Annotated in this window: 14 protein-coding genes; all 14 read left to right on the top strand. The window is 50.6% G+C overall.

From position 1 onward, the window contains the following. The first annotated feature begins 83 nt into the window (after nt 1-83). The 14 genes from G4C92_RS01920 (at nt 84) to G4C92_RS01855 (ending at nt 18,033) form a co-directional block, all read left to right on the top strand. On the top strand, nt 84-368 hold the full coding sequence (locus G4C92_RS01920) for a type II toxin-antitoxin system RelE/ParE family toxin (protein WP_274940944.1): 285 nt from the start codon (nt 84-86) through the stop codon (nt 366-368). 42 nt (nt 369-410) lie between these two features. Further along, nucleotides 411-713, top strand: a complete 303-nt coding sequence (locus tag G4C92_RS01915; RefSeq protein WP_274940943.1) for a HigA family addiction module antitoxin — start codon at nt 411-413, stop codon at nt 711-713. A gap of 91 nt (nt 714-804) precedes the next feature. After that, nucleotides 805-1,587, top strand: a complete 783-nt coding sequence (locus G4C92_RS01910) for a hypothetical protein (RefSeq protein WP_274940942.1) — start codon at nt 805-807, stop codon at nt 1,585-1,587. After that, complete coding sequence (locus tag G4C92_RS01905; RefSeq protein ID WP_274940941.1) at nt 1,584-3,554, top strand: phage tail spike protein; 1,971 nt, start codon at nt 1,584-1,586, stop codon at nt 3,552-3,554. Before G4C92_RS01910 ends, G4C92_RS01905 begins: the two co-directional genes overlap by 4 nt. Continuing rightward, nucleotides 3,555-4,244, top strand: a complete 690-nt coding sequence (locus G4C92_RS01900; protein ID WP_274940940.1) for a hypothetical protein — start codon at nt 3,555-3,557, stop codon at nt 4,242-4,244. It abuts the gene before it with no gap. An 894-nt stretch (nt 4,245-5,138) separates the two neighbouring features. Further along, nucleotides 5,139-9,149 (top strand): CotH kinase family protein, encoded by a 4,011-nt coding sequence (locus G4C92_RS01895; protein ID WP_408611787.1) that lies wholly within the window; start codon nt 5,139-5,141, stop codon nt 9,147-9,149. 161 nt (nt 9,150-9,310) lie between these two features. Then, entirely contained in the window at nt 9,311-11,428 is a 2,118-nt protein-coding gene (locus G4C92_RS01890; protein WP_274940938.1) for an SGNH/GDSL hydrolase family protein, read from the top strand. A 112-nt stretch (nt 11,429-11,540) separates the two neighbouring features. Continuing rightward, nucleotides 11,541-11,963: a hypothetical protein gene (locus G4C92_RS01885; RefSeq protein WP_274940937.1), complete on the top strand. Its 423-nt coding sequence runs from the start codon at nt 11,541-11,543 to the stop codon at nt 11,961-11,963. A 29-nt stretch (nt 11,964-11,992) separates the two neighbouring features. After that, nucleotides 11,993-12,388, top strand: coding sequence for a hypothetical protein (locus G4C92_RS01880; RefSeq protein ID WP_274940936.1), 396 nt, complete (start codon nt 11,993-11,995; stop codon nt 12,386-12,388). Then, on the top strand, nt 12,375-12,860 hold the full coding sequence (locus G4C92_RS01875; RefSeq protein WP_274940935.1) for a hypothetical protein: 486 nt from the start codon (nt 12,375-12,377) through the stop codon (nt 12,858-12,860). Before G4C92_RS01880 ends, G4C92_RS01875 begins: the two co-directional genes overlap by 14 nt. Continuing rightward, on the top strand, nt 12,850-13,230 hold the full coding sequence (locus G4C92_RS01870) for a hypothetical protein (protein WP_274940934.1): 381 nt from the start codon (nt 12,850-12,852) through the stop codon (nt 13,228-13,230). The genes G4C92_RS01875 and G4C92_RS01870 overlap by 11 nt, the downstream gene beginning before the upstream one ends. Before the next feature lie 330 nt (nt 13,231-13,560). After that, nucleotides 13,561-14,811: an IS110 family RNA-guided transposase gene (locus tag G4C92_RS01865; RefSeq protein ID WP_274942037.1), complete on the top strand. Its 1,251-nt coding sequence runs from the start codon at nt 13,561-13,563 to the stop codon at nt 14,809-14,811. Nucleotides 14,812-15,028: 217 nt separating this feature from the next. Next, nucleotides 15,029-15,397 (top strand): hypothetical protein, encoded by a 369-nt coding sequence (locus tag G4C92_RS01860; protein WP_274940933.1) that lies wholly within the window; start codon nt 15,029-15,031, stop codon nt 15,395-15,397. Between the two features lie 188 nt (nt 15,398-15,585). Further along, nucleotides 15,586-18,033, top strand: a complete 2,448-nt coding sequence (locus tag G4C92_RS01855) for a phage tail tip lysozyme (protein WP_274940932.1) — start codon at nt 15,586-15,588, stop codon at nt 18,031-18,033. Nucleotides 18,034-18,112: the final 79 nt, after the last annotated feature.

Genomic DNA, 18,112 nt, shown 5'->3' with positions numbered 1-18,112 from the left:
CCTTCGTCCAGTTTGTTACTTTTCTCTGAATTACCGATATACCCGCTTGACATATACACGCGAAGCGGGTATAATGTAGCCGTATGATAAAGAGCTTCGCTGACAAGGAAACGGAGAAAGTCTACAACCAGATTTTCTCAAGGAAGCTTCCGCAGAATATTCAGCGAGTGGCATTACGTAAACTGATTATGATTGACAATGCAGGATGTTTGGAGGATCTGAAAGTCCCACCCGCAAATCATCTGGAACCACTGCATGGAGATCGGGAAGGGCAATACAGCATTCGTATCAATGATCAGTATCGTATCTGCTTTTCGGTCGAAGGAAAGAATGACTTTCAAGCGGTCGAAATCGTTGATTATCACTGACGGAGCATGGGCATACTATGATAAACAGAGAGGAGGAGCATGATGGCTGATTTTATTCCTACTCCTACGATGGGCGAGATTCTCAAGGAGGAGTTTATGGAGCCGATGAATCTGTCGGCATACAAACTGGCACAGGAAATCCATGTTCCTGTTTCCCGGATACAGGCAATTCTGAATAGCGGCAGGAGAATAACAGCGGATACATCGCTGCGTCTGGCGAAGTTCTTCGGCGTGTCTGATCGATATTTTCTTGATATGCAGAATGACATTGATATCCGTAACTTGAAGATGAGCATGGAAAAAGAAATCGCTGATATTAAACCGTTTCAGGCAGTAGCGATTTGAGAAGAAAATTGAACAGAGACCTAAACGAAGCATCTTGGAGAAATCCAGGGTGCTTTTTTCATGCCCAGGGACAGGGAGAAAGGAGAATCCGATGCAGAGAATGCCTATCCTGAGCGATTCAGACATGTCGCTCTTTGAACTGAAAACACGATACGTCCGCAACTATCTGACCTTCGCCGGGAAGAACAGTAAAGACTATCTCCTATACCTTTCCGCTCCCGGTGTGTATGACAGCCCGGAGGTGGATATGGAGCTGCAGGCGGTTCCTGGGAAGAACGGCGACATCGTAAGGGACAACGCCAAGGCGGGGGAACATCGCTTTAAGAATCTGGACATTACCTATGATGCCTTCTTCTTTGATGGACTTCCAGCTCGCACAGCTTCCGTAAAGAGCTGGCTGTTGTCGCCTGTGGGATATCAGGTCCTCCATGATACTTACGACCCGGACTTCTTCCGCATGGGGCTTTGTAAGGCTGCGATTGCCTTTGAGCCGAAACGGGATAAGGGCGCGACCATGAAGCTGACCTTTCACTGTCAGCCGCAACGATGGAGCGTGGACGGACAGCGGAAGCTGGTGCTCACACAGGAAACGACGATCAAGAATCCGTTTGAGTTCCGGGCAAAGCCGCTGATCCGGGTGTATGGTTCCGGCGCTGGCAACGTGTATATCGGCGACCAGTCAGTCAGCATCCTTGCTAACAACGGTTATATTGATCTGAACTGTGAGACCCACAACGCCTATGATGCTTCCGGCTTCTGTAACGGATATGTGAAGAGCGACGACTTCCCGGATCTGAAACCCGGCAAGAACCATATCGCATGGAGCGGAGCGATAGACCATGTGGAGATCACACCGAGGTGGTGGACGCTATGATTCCATGTTTATACACCGAAACAGAAACAGCCTTCACGACCAACGGCATCGGCAAGCTCTGCGATGCATTATCCTGCTATGTGACAGAGAAGCGGAACGGCAGCTATGAGCTGAAGATGACGTACTCCGCCTCCGGGCTTCATGCGGAAGATCTGGTGGAAGGGAACATTATTCTGGCAAAGCCGAGTGAACGGGCAACCTTCCAGCCGTTTCGGATCTATAAGATCACGACACCTCTCTCCGGCATTTTGGAGGTCGCTGCCCGGCATATCCAGTACCAAGAGAACTTCATCACAGTTTCCCCGTTCTCGGCAGTAGGAAGTCAGGCAGCAATGGCAGCGCTGAAAAGCCATACGACAACAGACTGCCCATTTTCTTTCTGGACAGATATCGACTCACAGGCCACGTTCACGATTACAAGTCCGGCGACGGTGCGCGGATGCCTTGGCGGCATGGACGGCTCCATGCTGGACACCTACGGCGGCGAATATGAGTGGGATATGTACACGGCCATGCTCCACGGACATCGCGGTGCCGATCATGGAGTGAAGATCGTATACGGCAAAAACCTGATCAATTTTGAGATGGAGCGATCCATAGAGAATATGATCACGGGTGTGCATCCGTACTGGAAGCATTCAGAAGACGGCACGCTCTTTGAACTGCCAGAGAAGGTGGTAACCATCGAGCATGACGGACCGTTTGAAAAGATCTCTGTTCTGGACTGTACCAGCCAGTTTCAGGAAAAGCCGACGGAAGCGCAACTGCGAAACTACGTAAAATCCTACCTGAAAAATACCAGCCTGACGGAACCGGACATCGACATCAAGATCGATTTTGTGCAGCTCTGGCAGACACCTGGCTATGCGGATATTGCAGAAGCCGAGCGGGTGAGCCTTTGTGATACGGTCCATGTGTATATCTCAAAGCTTGGCATCGAAGTCAGTTGCAAGGTCACCGAGACAGAGTACGATGTGCTACTGGAGCGGTACAAGAGCATCACACTTTCCAATGCGTCAGTCTATAGCCGGAACAGCAGTTTGTCCGGTTCCCTGGGATCTCTTCGAGATGAAGCGCAGCTGGCAACGGAAGCGATTAACCGGGTGGAGACGCAGGTGACGGATGTGCGCACGCTGACGGTGCAGCAGGAATACTTCAATGCTCTGGCATCCGGGTTGTTCGGCCTGCATTATTCCTCCGGTGTGGAGGAGGATGGCTCGACAATCCGATATGCCCACACCAGTGAACGACTGGAAGATTCAGCCTGGGCATGGAAGAGCGGCATCAGGGGATTCTTCGTTTCCAACGACGGCGGTCAGACATGGCGGCTCGGCTGGGATACAGCAGACAAGGTCGTGAAAACAGCAGTGGAAGCGGTCGGCGTTAATGCCAACATCCTCGGCTCCGGTACCCTTCGGACAGCGCTGGTGAAGATCCTTGGTACGGATCAGTTCTACTGGGACGGAGGGTCCATTGTGATGGTCGCTCCCAATGATGCCACGAAGCTGATCAAGATCGGTCAGTACCGGACCGGAGATTACGGCATTGCCGTCAGTACCGACAACGGCACGACATGGACAACGATCATCGACTTTGATGGCTTGCACGGCGGAGGCGGAGGGCAGACGATTATCTATCAGGATCTGATCACGAGAGCGGCAGAAGCACCAGCCAACCCTGAACTGCATGACCTGTGGATCGATTCTGTCGAGATGCGGCTCCACATGTGGGATGGAACTGAATGGGCCAATATTGGTTTTGAGCCGGAGATGCCCGATGATCCGACCGATCCAGATACTCCGACTGATCCGGATACACCTACAGATCCAACTGATCCGGATAACCCCGGAGAAGGGGGAGACGAAGGCGGCGGTGATGATTCTGGTGGCGAGTCTGGTGGAGAAGAAGGCAGTGAGTCCGGCGGCGAAGAAACTCCCAGCGAGGGAGAGGAAGGAGGCAGCAGCTAAATGGCGATCAATATCGGCGCTGTATCCATTTATCAGGATATTGAGCTTTCCCTGACAGAGCACCTTGTGCCTCCTGTTGTTCATGTAAAACAGTTTGATCACATGGCGCGGAAGGTACGATGTGCCCTCTATAACAATGCGGTGGAATACACGATTCCGACGAATGTGATTCTGGCTTACTCTGGGACACGTCCAGATGGACGGCTGTTCCAGTACAGCACAGAGTCGCTGCATAACGACAAAGTGGATGTGGTCAATAACCGCATCATTGTAACAATCTCAGACTTTATGACGGAGGTCTCCGGGCGTTATCCAGTTGACCTGGTCATGATCGACGCTGACGGGGACATCCTCGGCAGCTTTTCTTTTACCCTCTATGTCGAGAGGGCAGCCACCAAGAACCGCAAGATTCTGACAGCGACCTATGCTGCTGTGGCTGAGGCGGTACGCCTAGGTGTGTTCGAGTGCTTCATTACAGACGATGGGTACTTCGGCATCAACAGTAATGACGGCCTCGGCCTTGGATCAGACTCGTATTCCGCAACGGTGGAAAGAGTCCACGAGGTGCTGGTGGATTGCTCCATCGATGACAGCGGTTATATGAATTTCGAGACAGATGAGCGACTTGGCCTGGTCTATGACATGGACGAGGAAGGGCGGCTCGTTGTGTACTATCAGGAGGAGGATTAAGCGATGGCGAAATATGTAGGCAAACGTGTGGTGCCTAAGCACTGCGGCGCATGGACGAAAAACAAAGAATACGAAATGCTTTCCATTGTACTGGATGAAGCCAGCGGCGAGAGCTATATCTCCCGGAGAGTAGTACCGGCGGGCACGCTTCTGACCGATGAATACTACTGGTCCATTTGCTCTCTGTTTTCCCAGCAGATCGCGGATATGGGAGAAGAGTTCGAGGAACGGCAGAATCAGATCACGCAGAACAATGCCAATACGCTGGCTGCTATCCGTCAGGATAACGATGCAACAGAGCAGGCGATCCGGCAGGATAATGACGCCACGGAACAGGCTGTTAAGGATGACAATACGGCAACTAAACAGCATGTGGATCAGGCAGTGGCGCGGTCTCTTGCCGATATGGAAGAGGCAGTATCCAATATCAACGACACCAACGCAGCTCTGACAGCACGGATGAACGGTATCGCAGGTCAGGCAACCACTGATACGGAAATCCTCGATGCTAGGACGGATGCGGACGGTACAATCCACGCTAACCTCGGTGAGCATATCCGTAAAGCAGATGAGGATATTCAGAACATCTTCGATTACGGTGAGGTGCTGGTATCTGTTCCCGATGAGATCAGGCAGAAGAATCTTATCCAGGTCAAGGATTCATCTGTAAATGGAACAGGCGGTGTTACTATCTGCAGGGTTTCCTCCATTGGGAAATCGGATGAGGCCAGAGCGGTGGTCAACGGTGTGCTTGGCGAAGATTACGGAGCAAACACACTGAGATTCACAGAGCCCCTTACCCTCGAAGCAGGAAAAACCTACACCCTGTTCCTCGATGATTTGAAGAGAACCGGGAATGCCAATATCTACTTCTATGGTGTTTCCGGCGGGGTTATGAGGGAAAACGGTTCAAACCGATCTTTCAGCATGCTGTACTGCTCCGTGCAAACTTTTGTTCCTGATGAATCGGGAGATTATGTGGCTGGTCTGTACAGCCATGGATCAAATTTTGAAGATTACAAATTCAGACTGTATGTGCTTGAAGGAACGTACACCGATTCTGATTTCCTGACCTACATTCCTTATTCCGAGATGAGGGAAGAACTCACAGCGTTAGGAAACGTTTCGGATCTTGCTCGGGAGAAAAATATCATCCGGATGCGGAGCGGTGTAGCCAGAAATGGCGATGGCGATGTAGTGATCGAAGGTCGGAAAGCCGGTTACTTTGATCCTGGGGCAATTATTATCAATGGGTCTCTTGGAACAGGATCGACAATACTGAGATTGAGCGAGGACCTTGAACTGGAACAGGGAGAAACCTATACGCTCTATGCGGATGATGGCGGTACAGGAAAAATCTACAGCATTCTTCTTGCCAATGCGGCAGGTGCTGGTATGCGAATCAACGATGTCGTTTTATATTTCCATATGGAGGAGAACCCATATGGACAGTTTGTCGTACCAGATGACCAGACCTACCATGTGAGAATCCATTCCAACTATGTAATCGATTTTGAAGAGCAGCCGCTCAGGGTTTATCTGCTGAAAGGCGCAGTCCCACTTGAACAAATCCGTTCGCATATGGGATATGAAGAAGGACGACGAAAAGAAGCCATTTCTTCTGCCAATATCGCAACGGAAGTCATGGTACGGGATGAGATACGTAAGCAGAGCCTCCTCTCCATGGTGACGAGAGTTTCCTACGACACGAAGGGAGACATCTATATTACCAGCACCGGCGACGCGGACGCGGATAAGACCATGGTTACTTTTAACGGGTATATCGGTGATTCCATCCAGAGAACAACACATTACTTTTCGGATTTTGCTTCTTTTGAAGCCGGACAGGAATATACCATCTTTGCCCTTGACCAGAAGCAGACCGTAGACTATTCAATCTATTTCTACAAACGCGGCGGTGGTGCGATGCAGCAGGACGGTGTCAATCTTGGCAGGAGCGTGATCAATTATCCTCTGTGGTATATCACCCCGGACGAGGGCGGCGAATACCGGGCGGGTATTTATTGCCACGACGGTACTTTTGTCGATCATCCCCTCCGTCTCATTGTTCTGAAAGGGCATTACACTCTTCAGGACATTCGTTCCGGCATTACGTTTGAAGAATACAAGGAGACTTTACTCTCGATGGCGCTTGTGCAGCCAGAAGTTCTGAAAGAGAACCTGGTTATCTCAAGGCTTAATAATGCATGGAGCGCAGATGACGAGAAGCTATTTTCCTGTACTCCAATGAATCGCCTTGATAATGCGGGAATGGTTTTGAATGGCGTTCTCGGTCCGGCAGTAGAGAAAAACAATGTCATTCTGTCAGAAGCCATCGAACTTGAAGCAGGAGAAGCGTATACGTTCTATATGGACAGCGACAAATCCTTGGATTATCAGATGTGGTTCGGAAAGGCCACTGACAGCACCACAATCACGATGAACGGACAGGCGGTGAACTTCAATGCGGTGACGATGCCTTACGGGAGTTTTGTCCCTGATACCAGTGATGCAGTCTTCCTTCGCATCCGTGTTCCCAGGGATATGAGCTTTGAAGCCCAAAAGATCCATGTTTACCTGGTAAAGGGGCAGAAGGCTCTGAAAGATATTGTAGGTGTGGTGACGGCAAGAAATCTGGAAGAGGCGGCGGGAGTGCTCCGGGAGGAACTAGCTGAAGAAGCCAGACGGACAGAAACCGATGCAGAAAGCTTCAATTCTCACAGCATTAAGGCGCAGTCGATTTGTGATGCGATCCGGGCGCGAAATCTGATCAAAATGATGCCGCTGGAAAAGAAAAATATAAGTGGAGAAGTCGTTCTCACCTGTGTGCCGATTGGAAGGAACGATCCTGCTGGCTGCGTTGTAAACGGTACTCTGAGCGCAGCGGAAGGACACAGCGTCATCCAGATGTCCGATTACTTTGACCTGGAGGCTGGGGAGACCTATACGGTTTTCTTGGATTCTTCTGATCAGTCGGTAGCTTATTCCATGTATTTCTATACTCCGTCAGGAGTGGCGCTGCAGCAGGGTGGTGTAAACCGGGGCATCAGCGTCCGGAGTGAGCCGTTTTCCTATCTGATTCCTGATACCGGCGGCAGTTATCGCGTCGGCCTGTATGCCTCGAATGCCATTCTGAATCATCAGGAAATTCATGCCTATGTGGTGAAAGGGCGCTTTGACCGTTCTGAGTTCATGGGCATGGCAAGTGGAACTCAGATTGCGGATTCGGTCTCGGATATGGTTCGTGTGAAGGACTGGGTGCGAAGGAAGAACCTTGTAACATGTGGGAGCAGGGCTCAGTCGGAAGCAACGGGAACGTACTCCATCAAAGCTGCGCCCGTTGGAGCCCATGATCGAGCGGGGGCAGTTTTGGATGGTGATTTGGGCAGCGAGGTCGGAATGCCAACGTTTCGCTATTCGGAGCCGTTCTTTATGGAGGCCGGAAAAACTTACACAGTGCTAATCACGGATGAAGATCCTGAAGCCATGTTTCAGGTTTATTTCGTAAATTATCCGGCTATGACTGCAATGAGGCAGGATGGAAGCGTGCACTACTTCCATGTACGGAATAAACGCTACGGGTTCATTACTCCGGAAGAGGACGGTTATATTCAGGCGACGCTCCAACTCACAGGCCATGAAGTATTCAGTCACCATGTTTTCCACTTTTATGTTCTGGAAGGTATCTACGGTGAAAACGAAATGATGGCGGATTCCTCAGGAACTAAGGATTTGGACTATGAGGCTTTTGGACTTCCTGTCCTGAAGCTGACTGGTTCTATGGAAGAGGTGACGAAGGATGTAACAGGTAAGTTTGATTATATCTATGGCGACCTTTCCGGTTCCTGCACGATGAAATGGCAGGGCGGCTCATCGCTTTCCTATCCAAAGAAAAATTTCACGGTTAAGTTTGACCAGAAATTTGAGGCAAAAGAAGGATGGGGTCAAAGGAAGAAATATGTTCTGAAAGCCAACTATATTGACTTCTCACACGCTCGCAATATTGTCTGTGCAAGACTGTGGGGGCAGATCGTAAAGAGCAGAACAGTGAGAAACGAGAGACTGTATCCATATCCAAATGGTGGTGCTATAGACGGTTTCCCCTGCATCATGCTTCTCAATGGCGAGTTCTATGGCCTTTATACCCTCAATACTCCGAAGGATGAAGATCTCTTTGGCATCGGTGAAAGCACGGTTGATCCGGAGACTGGCGAGGAAACATTGCTTCCGCAGGCTGTATTTTGTGCAGATACGCACGCGACTTCTACCCAGTTTAAGGGTCATGCTATCGTGGATGAATCAGACTTCTCCTATAAGTATGTTCCTGATGAAGAGGACTTCCAGTGGGCAGTTGACAGCCTTAATAACCTTATTGACGCTTGCCTTGCGGCAGACAGTGAGGAGGCGGTAGATGCTTTGGCAGACAAAGTTGACCTTGACAGCGCCGTTGACTATTACCTCTTTGTGTGCCTTCTGGGCGGAAGTGATATGACCGACAAGAACTATATCATCAGTACCTACGATGGTGTGAAATGGTTCTTCACAGCTTACGACATGGACTCTGTGTTCGGCAATCATTGGACAGGCAAGTACTACAACAAAGCAACAATGAGCCCGACAGTCAAAAGTTATGCCAACGGGCATCAGCTGATGTATTTGCTCCGCAAGTACAAGCGTCCTCTGCTGAAAGCCCGGTATGCGGAACTCCGCGCCGGTGTAATGAGCGAGGAGAATGTGGCCTTTACCTTTGAGAACTTCATGGTGGACATCCCTCGTGCGATCCAGAACAAGGAAGTGGAACGGTGGCCTCTGATTCCCGGAACGAATACGAATAACCTCAGCCAGATCCTCGACTGGTATCGGCTACGAGTGCAGGCACTGGATGCCGAGATTGAGGCGCTGTAATCCGCCTGCGGCGGAGAAAGGAAATACGATGCGATACTTTAGCGAACTAAAGCGGGGGGGGGGTACTCCCTTGTAGAATAAGACCCTACGCTATGTCTCCTCCTTGAGTTCATCTTGTCAGATAACACCGGTAAAGATGAATTCAAGAGAGGAGATTTTTCATGGCGAAATATGTAGGAAAACGGATCGTCCCACTGCCCTGCGGCGAGTGGGTACAGACCAAGGAGTATGAAATGCTGTCCGTAGTGCTCCATGCGGAAACTGGTGACAGCTATATGGCAAAGCGGCAGGTTCCTGCCGGAACGGCCATTACGGATACCGCCTTTTGGGCGAAGAGCAGCGATTACAGCCAGCAGCTCCAAAATGTGTCCGATCAGTTGACGGAAACACTTCGGCAGGTCCTGGAGGATAATGATGCGACGGAAGCAACGATCAGGGCTGATAATGATGCGACGGAGCAGACCATTGCCCAGGACAATGCAAATACCAGGTCTCATGTGGATCAGGTGACCGATGACGCTCTGACTGAGATGAACCTGGCAAAGCAGTCATTTAACACAACCAGCGCTGCCCTGACCGCTCGGATGGACAGCATCGTTGGTGGAGCGACAACCGATACGGAAGTTCTGGACGCCCGCGTGGATACGGATAATGTAGTCCATGAAAACCTTGGAGAGCATATCCGCGCCGTTACAAAGCGGGTGATCACAAATTACGACGCTCTTTGCAATGCCCTCGCAACAGCAGAAGGTGTTGAAGCGGAAGCCTGCGAGTACGGATACACGGAATGCGCGGTCATTGAGAAAACCGGAGCGATTACGATTGCGCAGACCCTTACAGCTGCGTATCGCGTATCTGATGCGGTGGAAGTCGAGCCGGGTGATATCTATAGTATTACGGCAAGCGGCTACTACAACAAGATGCTCTACGCATTCTATGACGAGAATGACCATCTTCTGGCCGGGCAGCTTGAAACCACGACAGTGGCTCCTGTGAAGATCTACGACAAACTGGTCGTTGCCCCTATCAATGCCGCAAAGCTCAGGATCGCTTGGATTGAAGGAGCGACGTTCGTTGGAAAGATAGCTGTGGTAAATAAGCTCATCTTCCCAACGGACAGGCTGACTGGGGAGCTCTTGGAGGATTATGAATACCTGAATGAAAAGGCGCAAGCGGCATTTGATCACGCTTCGGAAGAGCTTATTTCCGATGATTACAGCTACACAGAGGAAAATGTGGAGTTTGAAATCATCAGCAGCAAAGTGCTTCCTGCGTCAACCGGTGTGCCTACTGACCTAGTCCGTCCCAGTGATAATTATAAGGTTTCGGAGATGATTCCCGTTACTCCGATGGAACCGCTTCACATCATTGCCTGCAGCCATTATAACAACTGTGTCTATGTGTTTTACGACGCCAACGAAAAGATGATCGATAAGCTGGTCTCAGAGGTTGGCGCTCCTGTAACGGAATTTGATGGAAAGATTGTTGTTCCGCTCAGGGCCGCTTACCTGAGAATCTCTTATATGCCCACGACCCTGACTGGTTTTGTAAAGCGCATGACCCGTAGCGGTTTTGTGGGCAACTTCAGTGGCACTTTTGAGGGCAGTATCGATGGAAATGTGTCTGGAAATATCACGGGCACGCTGACAGGCGAGTTCTTCAAGTGGGATGGAAAGAAGTGGGCCACCATCGGAGATAGCCATACGGAGCATAACATCCGTGCTACGAAGAACTATCATGATTATGTGGCGGAGAAGACAGGCATCACAGTAGTCAATCTCGGGTCTTCCGGTTCCGGCTATAAGCGGCGCTGGGAGGATAACAAGGCATTTTATCAGCTGCTTGACAGAATCCCGGAAGATACGGACGTGGTCACCTTCTATGGAAGCGGCAACGATCTGGCGACTGATCTTGGAGAGGTCACGGACACAGGAACCGATACTCTCTGTGGATGCGTTAATACCACGATTGATCGTTATAATGAGCTGTTTCCGGGCAAGCCCCTGGGCATCGTGACACCTTGTCCCTGGGCAAACAGCAACCCTTCAAATCCCAATAACAATATGGCGCTGTATTCCGATGCGATTGTTGAGATTTGCAGACGGAGGAGCATCCCGTGCCTCGACCTTTACCATTGCAGTAATCTGCGCCCGTGGGAGGCTGCTTTTCGTGAACTGTTCTATACAAGAGACGACGGCGGCGGATGTCATCCGGACGAGAACGGTCACGCCATACTTGCGCCGAGGTTTGTAGCATTCCTTGAAACTTTGCTTCTATAAGACCCCATCCCGCACCTGATGCGCACAGGCAGCGGGGTGTGTATATAAACCATTTGCAGGCAGGAGTGATCCTGTCATTTTTTATGCCCATCGCGGCAGGAAGGAGAACCCTATGACGATTACTGAAGTGTTTCAGAAGATCACGAGCGGGGAATTGGCAGGGTGGGCACTTACGGCGCTTATCTTGCTTCTGTCCCTGATTCAGATCAGTCCGCTGAAGCTAAACCCGTGGGATCGTATCTTCGGATGGATCGGAAAGAAAACGCAGGGTGAGCTGCATAAGCAGGTAGCCGATCTGCAGAAACATATCACGGATATCTGGATCAGCAGCCACAGACAGAGCATCCTGACCTTTGCACGGGAATGCCGTGCCGATATTCACCACGATGCGGAGGAGTGGAACCATATTCTCGCGCTTGCCGATGAATATGAGGTCTACTGTTCCACTCATGCTGTCAGCAACGGTGTGGTGAAAGCGGATACCCGGTATGTCCGCGATCTTTATCAGGAACTCAGCCGGGAACACAAGATTTGATTTGCCCAACGGGCAGGAAGGAGAACACTATGAATACTGTCATTATCGAAACCATCGTGAGCGTCCTTGCCAACTTGGCCATTACCCTGATCGGCGTGGCCGGAGCATGGCTTGTCACTCAGATCGGAAAGAGCCAGCAGCTGAAAACGATCAACGCGGCAGTTGGCGAACTGACCACGGCGGCGGAGCAGACAGTCTATGAGCTGCAGCAGACTGTGGTCGATGACCTGAAAGCAGCCAGTGCTGATGGGAAGCTCACCCAGGAGGAGATCACCGTGCTTGGGAAGAAGCTACTGGAGGGAACGCTGGCCAAGATGTCCGATAGCGGTATCGGTGTGCTGAAGGCCGCCAACGTGGATATCAATGCCATTGTGACCGGCGCAGGCGAGGCCCTGATCGCCCGGATCAAGAATGGTGACGTATAAGCTGTTCCGTCTGAGGGGCGGAAAGCTGTATCCGCTCTTTGTGGATACAAAGCAGGAGATGCCACAGGGGGTGTGGGTGGAGGCGAAAGTCGGAGAACTGGCGGACGCGGGTCATGTGAAGAGCAGGCTCGGTCCGCTTTCTCTTCGCCCTGGTTTTCATTCTACGGAGGTTCCGTTTACGGACTGGATCGGAAAGCGTCAGGGCGATCGTCTGGTCCAGCGACCGGATACGGTCTGGTGTGAATGCGAAGTGACCGGAAAAGAGGAGCAGGTCGGTAAGGGAGGGAAAAGATCCCTTCCTGCTGACTGGTATTATTTCAGGACGAAAGTCCAGCAGCCATTCCCCTGGATCATCTCCAATCGTATACGGATTAGAAGAATACTGAGCCATGAAGAGGTGTCGGCAATTTGCCGGGATCATGGCATTGAAGCACAGCCATTATGGGCTGGAGGAGGTACAAATGGCGAATAAGACTTATACCGTCATAAAGGACGGAGAAGAATTGAAGGAACTGAAGAGCCTGACTGCTGCAAAGAAGCTGGCTGATACGGAAGGCGCGGAGGTGTTCTGCGACGGCAAGTGTGTCTACCAGGGCACTGTCGCTCCTACTGAGGAAGCTGTCGAAGAAACAGTTGTGGCGGAGGAACGGAAGCCTGAGATCTACACCCTACTCCGCAAGATGAACGTCCGCAAGGCTCCCTCTCTGTCTGCAGCCAAGCTGAAGGTGCTGGATGCCGAAGCCGTTGTTGAGGTCAGGGCTATCAAGAACGATTGGCTCTGCCTGACGGACGGTACCTTCATCCTCTACGAGAATGGGAAAAACGCCAGGAAACAGCAGTAATACGACCATTTTCCCTTGCAGATAATTGTGCATTATATGCCTCAGAATTGACTTGATAATATCTCCCAACAGAGTGATCACCAATGAAATGGATTTTCACAGGTAGGAATGAAACTGTGGCCCTTATCCGCTATACTGAAAATACAGGGCAAGATCGACATACATCTGATTCTCAGAAATCGTGAGTGATCATGGTTCGATGTATTCTGGAGCACAGGAACATGTCGCCCTGATCTGCCTATGCATTTCAGGAATAGCACGCGTAGTATAATTCAATATCACCGGAGTACATCCGCCCTGTCAATTACACATTTGAAGGGAGGACCGTCTATGCAAAATCTTCTGGACATCTGTTGTGGCCTGGACGTTCACAAGGAAGTTCTTGTTGCCTGCCTGCTGAAAGGCAGACTGGATGAAGAGCCAGAACCTGAAATCCGTGAATTTCCAACACTGCTCAATGGTCTTGATGAATTCAAGAAATGGATCATTGAGAACAACTGTCGACATGTGGCGATGGAAAGCACCGGAGTCTATTGGTTTCCGATTTATAACGTGCTGGAATCAATTCTCTACGATGACGACGAGCAGAAAAATGTCAAAATCATTGTCGCCAATCCGCACCATATGAAAAATGTACCCGGCAAGAAGACCGATATAAAAGATGCTCACTGGATTGCAACACTCCTGAGGGCCGGTCTCCTGGCACCAAGTTATATCCCACCCAAAAAAATCCGAGAGCTGCGAGACTGGACACGCTACCGGGATATCCTGATAAAAGAAATGGTCGGACATAAAAACCGGATTGAAAAATATCTGCAACAGTGCGGGTTTAAACTTTCAACGATTCTTACGGATATCTTCGGAGTCAGCGGAATTCAGTTGATAAAAAGGCTTTGTGAAAAAGGAAAGTTAACGGCATCAGATGTTGATGAATGTTTGAAAGGTACTCTCCGGAATAAGATGGAAGATGTTCAGCTTGCTGTGGCCGGGCAGCTATCCGATCACGATCGACTTTTTCTCAAGAATCTTGTAAAGGTAAAAGAAAACTGCGATTCGGAGATTGAAGAGGTCGAAAACCGCATATCCGAATACGCTGGAAAATACGAACCTGCTTTAGAGTTGCTTGAAACCATTCCGGCAGTTCAAAGACGTGCGAGTACGATTATTATTTCCGAACTTGGGACAGATCTTTCCATGTTTCCAACTGCAGGACATCTCGTCAAATGGGCTGGGTTATGTCCGGGAGATAACGAAAGTGCCAAAAAGAAGAAAACAGCACGCCTCACGAAGGGAAATCCAAGAATTAAAAGCGTGATGGTGCAATGTGCGTGGGCGGCTACACGGTGCAAGAATTTCTTCTTACGGGACTGGTTTTACCGGCTCAAAGCACGCAGAGGAATCAAAAAGGCATTGATCGCTGTTGCACGGAAGTTGCTTGTTATTATCTGGAATCTCTTAACGAGTGGAGAGGAATACTCCGAGGAGCATTATGAGCAAACAAAGAAAAATCAAGAAGAGAGACGTAAGCAGAAGTTGAAATCCGAAGCCACCAAACTGGGATTTAAGCTTGTACCCGCTTAAGCATCTCTCTGAAATTTATCTTACATGGTAAACCGTAACCTTGCAAATGGTTAAGGTTAACTTTTTGCACCCATTTTTCGTAAAACATGGTCTTTAAAAATATCTCTTGACTGTTTTTGCCTGTAGAGCGTATATAGACGTACCTCAAAGGCTGGGGTTAGTTTCGTAGTATATATGTACACACCGAAAGGGAAAACACATCAAGGAGGATACGACGATGACGAGATTTGCAAGGGAATGGAACGGAGAGCTTGGAGCCTTCTGGCAGAAGAACGCACACGAGGAAGCCGCAAGGCTCCTGGCGCAGCGGGACAACATCGAGGTCGACGAAGACGGCGCAGCCAAGTGGAAGAACAACGGCAGCTACCTTCCAGCCGATGTGGTCGAGAAGCTGATCTTCGCCGGAGCGGATTTCTTTTCTGAAGAAGCAACCGCAGCAAAGCGGAAGGCACAGACAACCGAATTCCTCGGAAACTACCGCCGGAGCCATAGAACAACGGCAGAGGAACGGACGGAGATGGAAGCCGCATTCGGGAAGGGCACCACGGTGGTGAACATCATCACCGGAGAGAAGATCAAGCTTTAAGAAAACAGACTGAGCATCGCTTAACGGCGGTGCTTTTTTCATTTCTGCAGAAAAATAACAGATCCCGGTTGTCAAACGGACGGGTACTGTCCGTGGAAAGATAGAGGGATGTTAGAGGCATCGTTCAAAAGACGGTGCTTTCTTTATGGCCTTAAGCCCCGCAGGAGTGCGGGAGAAAGGAGAACCTGATGAAGTATAACGATAAGAACAAGCCGCTGGTTTGTATGATGACGCAGAGCACCTGCTATAAGGGAACTCGGAAGTTTACTCCGAAGGGCGTTCTGTGGCATTCGACCGGCGCGAATAATCCATGGCTGAAGCGGTATGTACAGCCGGATGATAATGCTGCCAATCGTTCTGAACTGCTGAATCTTCTGGGCAAGAACCAGTACGGGAACGACTGGAATCATATTGAGCGGGAAGCAGGCTTGAATTTTTGGATCGGCAAGCTGGCGGATGGGACTGTGGCAGCGGTACAGACCATGCCCTGGGATTATCGTCCGTGGGGATGCGGTTCCGGTAATAACGGCTCCTGCAACAATACCCACATCCAGTTTGAGATCTGTGAGGATGGGCTGAACGATAAATCTTACTGGGAAGCCTGTTACAAGGAAGCCTGTGAGATGACGGCTTACCTTTGCAAGATGTTCGGTATTGACCCGAAGGGAACGACCGTTTGCAACGGTGTGACGGTTCCGACGATCATTGATCATACCGGCAGCCATGCCCTCGGCTTAGGATCGAACCATGGTGACGTTCAGCATTGGAGCCGGAAGTACGGTAAAACTATGGAGAACGTCCGTAACGATGTGGCGGCATTGCTGGCCGGGGATGATTCTGCTGTGTCCACATCTGTTGCCGATAGCAATCTCACCAAGGGCAGCGCCGGGGAAGCGGTCAAGACAATGCAGACGATGTTGATTGCCTGCGGCTACAGCTGTGGCGCTACAGGTGCAGATGGCAACTTTGGAAATAATACGCTGGCAGCAGTGAAGGCATTCCAGAAAGATAAGGGCTTAACAGTTGACGGTATCTATAGTCCAGCGACCAAAGCGACACTGGAGAAGGCATACGCCTCGCATGATACGTCTCCTGTCTCCCAGTCGACCATTGCCACAGAGCAGGCGATCTGGGATTTCTTCATGGAGAAGATCAACAATACTTTTGGCGTAGCCGGTCTCATGGGAAACCTGTATGCAGAGAGCGCATTGAATCCGCAGAATCTGCAGAACAACGGTAATAAGGCTCTGGAGATGACGGATGCAGAGTTTACCGCTGCGTTCGATGCCGGATTGTACGGTGATGACACCTTCATCCATGATGGATACGGATATGGGCTCGCCCAGTGGACGTATTACAGTCGGAAGAAGGCACTCCTGGAGTATGCAAGAAGCCAGGGAAAGAGCATCGGAGATCTGCAGATTCAGCTCGAATTCCTCTGGAAAGAGCTGACTGGTGGTTATACCTCCGCACTGGAGGCGTTGGTTTCCGCGACCTCTGTTCGTGCTGCGTCAGATGCAGTGCTCACTAAGTTTGAGCGTCCGGCGGATCAGAGTGAAGCGGTGCAGATCAAGAGAGCGGGATACGGGCAGAAGTACTATGACAAGTACGCTAAAGCTGTGGCCACCGCTCCTGCAGAGGAGGATAAGCCGGTTGTCCTGGAAGAGAAGTACGCCAGGTATATTAACTCGACAGAAACCCATTATATCAGCAATTCCGGATCGGATGAGAACGGCTCTTACACCGGCGGACAGGCAGGAGATCAGACCGGAAAGGAATGGCAGATGCGCTCCTGGTATAACCGCCCCTGGTCCTGTGTGCTCCGGTATCCGGACCAGAAGGTGGCGCTGAAGAATGCGCTGCTTGCTATCGATGCCGCCCTGAACGATAAGGTCGGCTATGACCAGAGTCAGAACCGCACCTACCTTGCTCAGCTCAAAGCTTTGGGCTGGGAGCCGTCTAAAATTACGGTTGCCTGTGAAGCGGACTGTTCCGCTGGCGTGTGTGCCAACGTGACAGCGGCTGGTCATCTTCTGGGTATCCCGGCACTGCAGAACCATACCGGGACTTACACCGGCAATATGCGCTCTGCTCTCACAAAGGCGGGATTCCAGCTGCTTACCGACAGCAAGTATCTGACTGGTGGCGATTACCTCCTGCCGGGGGACATCCTCCTCAATGACGGTCATCACACAGCAACGAACGTGACGCTGGGCGTAAAAGTGAAGTCTTCCTGGAATCCGGGAACTGCGGTGATTACACCGACACAGCCTGATCCAGCAGTCACAAAGTATTACCGTGTGCGGAAGTCCTGGGCGGAGAAGTCCAGCCAGATTGGAGCCTTCACGGTATTCCAGAATGCCAAGAACTGTGTGGATGCGAATCCCGGCTATGCCACGTTTGATGACAACGGCAATCAGTTGTATCCGGAAACTGCATTCGCTTCTTACCTGGTACGGATCACCATCAGTGATCTGAACTACCGGAAAGGTCCGTCCACATCTTACGACAGCTACGGCTATATCGAGCCGGGCGTCTATACGATTGTGGATGAGCAGGATGGCTGGGGCTTGCTGAAAGCGTATGCGCAGAATCGTAACGGATGGATCAAGCTGTCCTACACAACGAAGCTGTAAGAACCAACGGAGGGGGCGATGAAATACTGGCTCCTTCTTTCTTGCTGAATCTGAATTTGTCACTATCCACCAGAAGAAT

The organism is Chordicoccus furentiruminis, from assembly GCF_019355395.1.
GTDB lineage: Bacteria > Bacillota > Clostridia > Lachnospirales > Lachnospiraceae > Chordicoccus > Chordicoccus furentiruminis.
The sequence above is the reverse complement of the archived record's forward strand: the minus strand, read 5'-3'. Positions and strand labels throughout refer to the sequence as shown.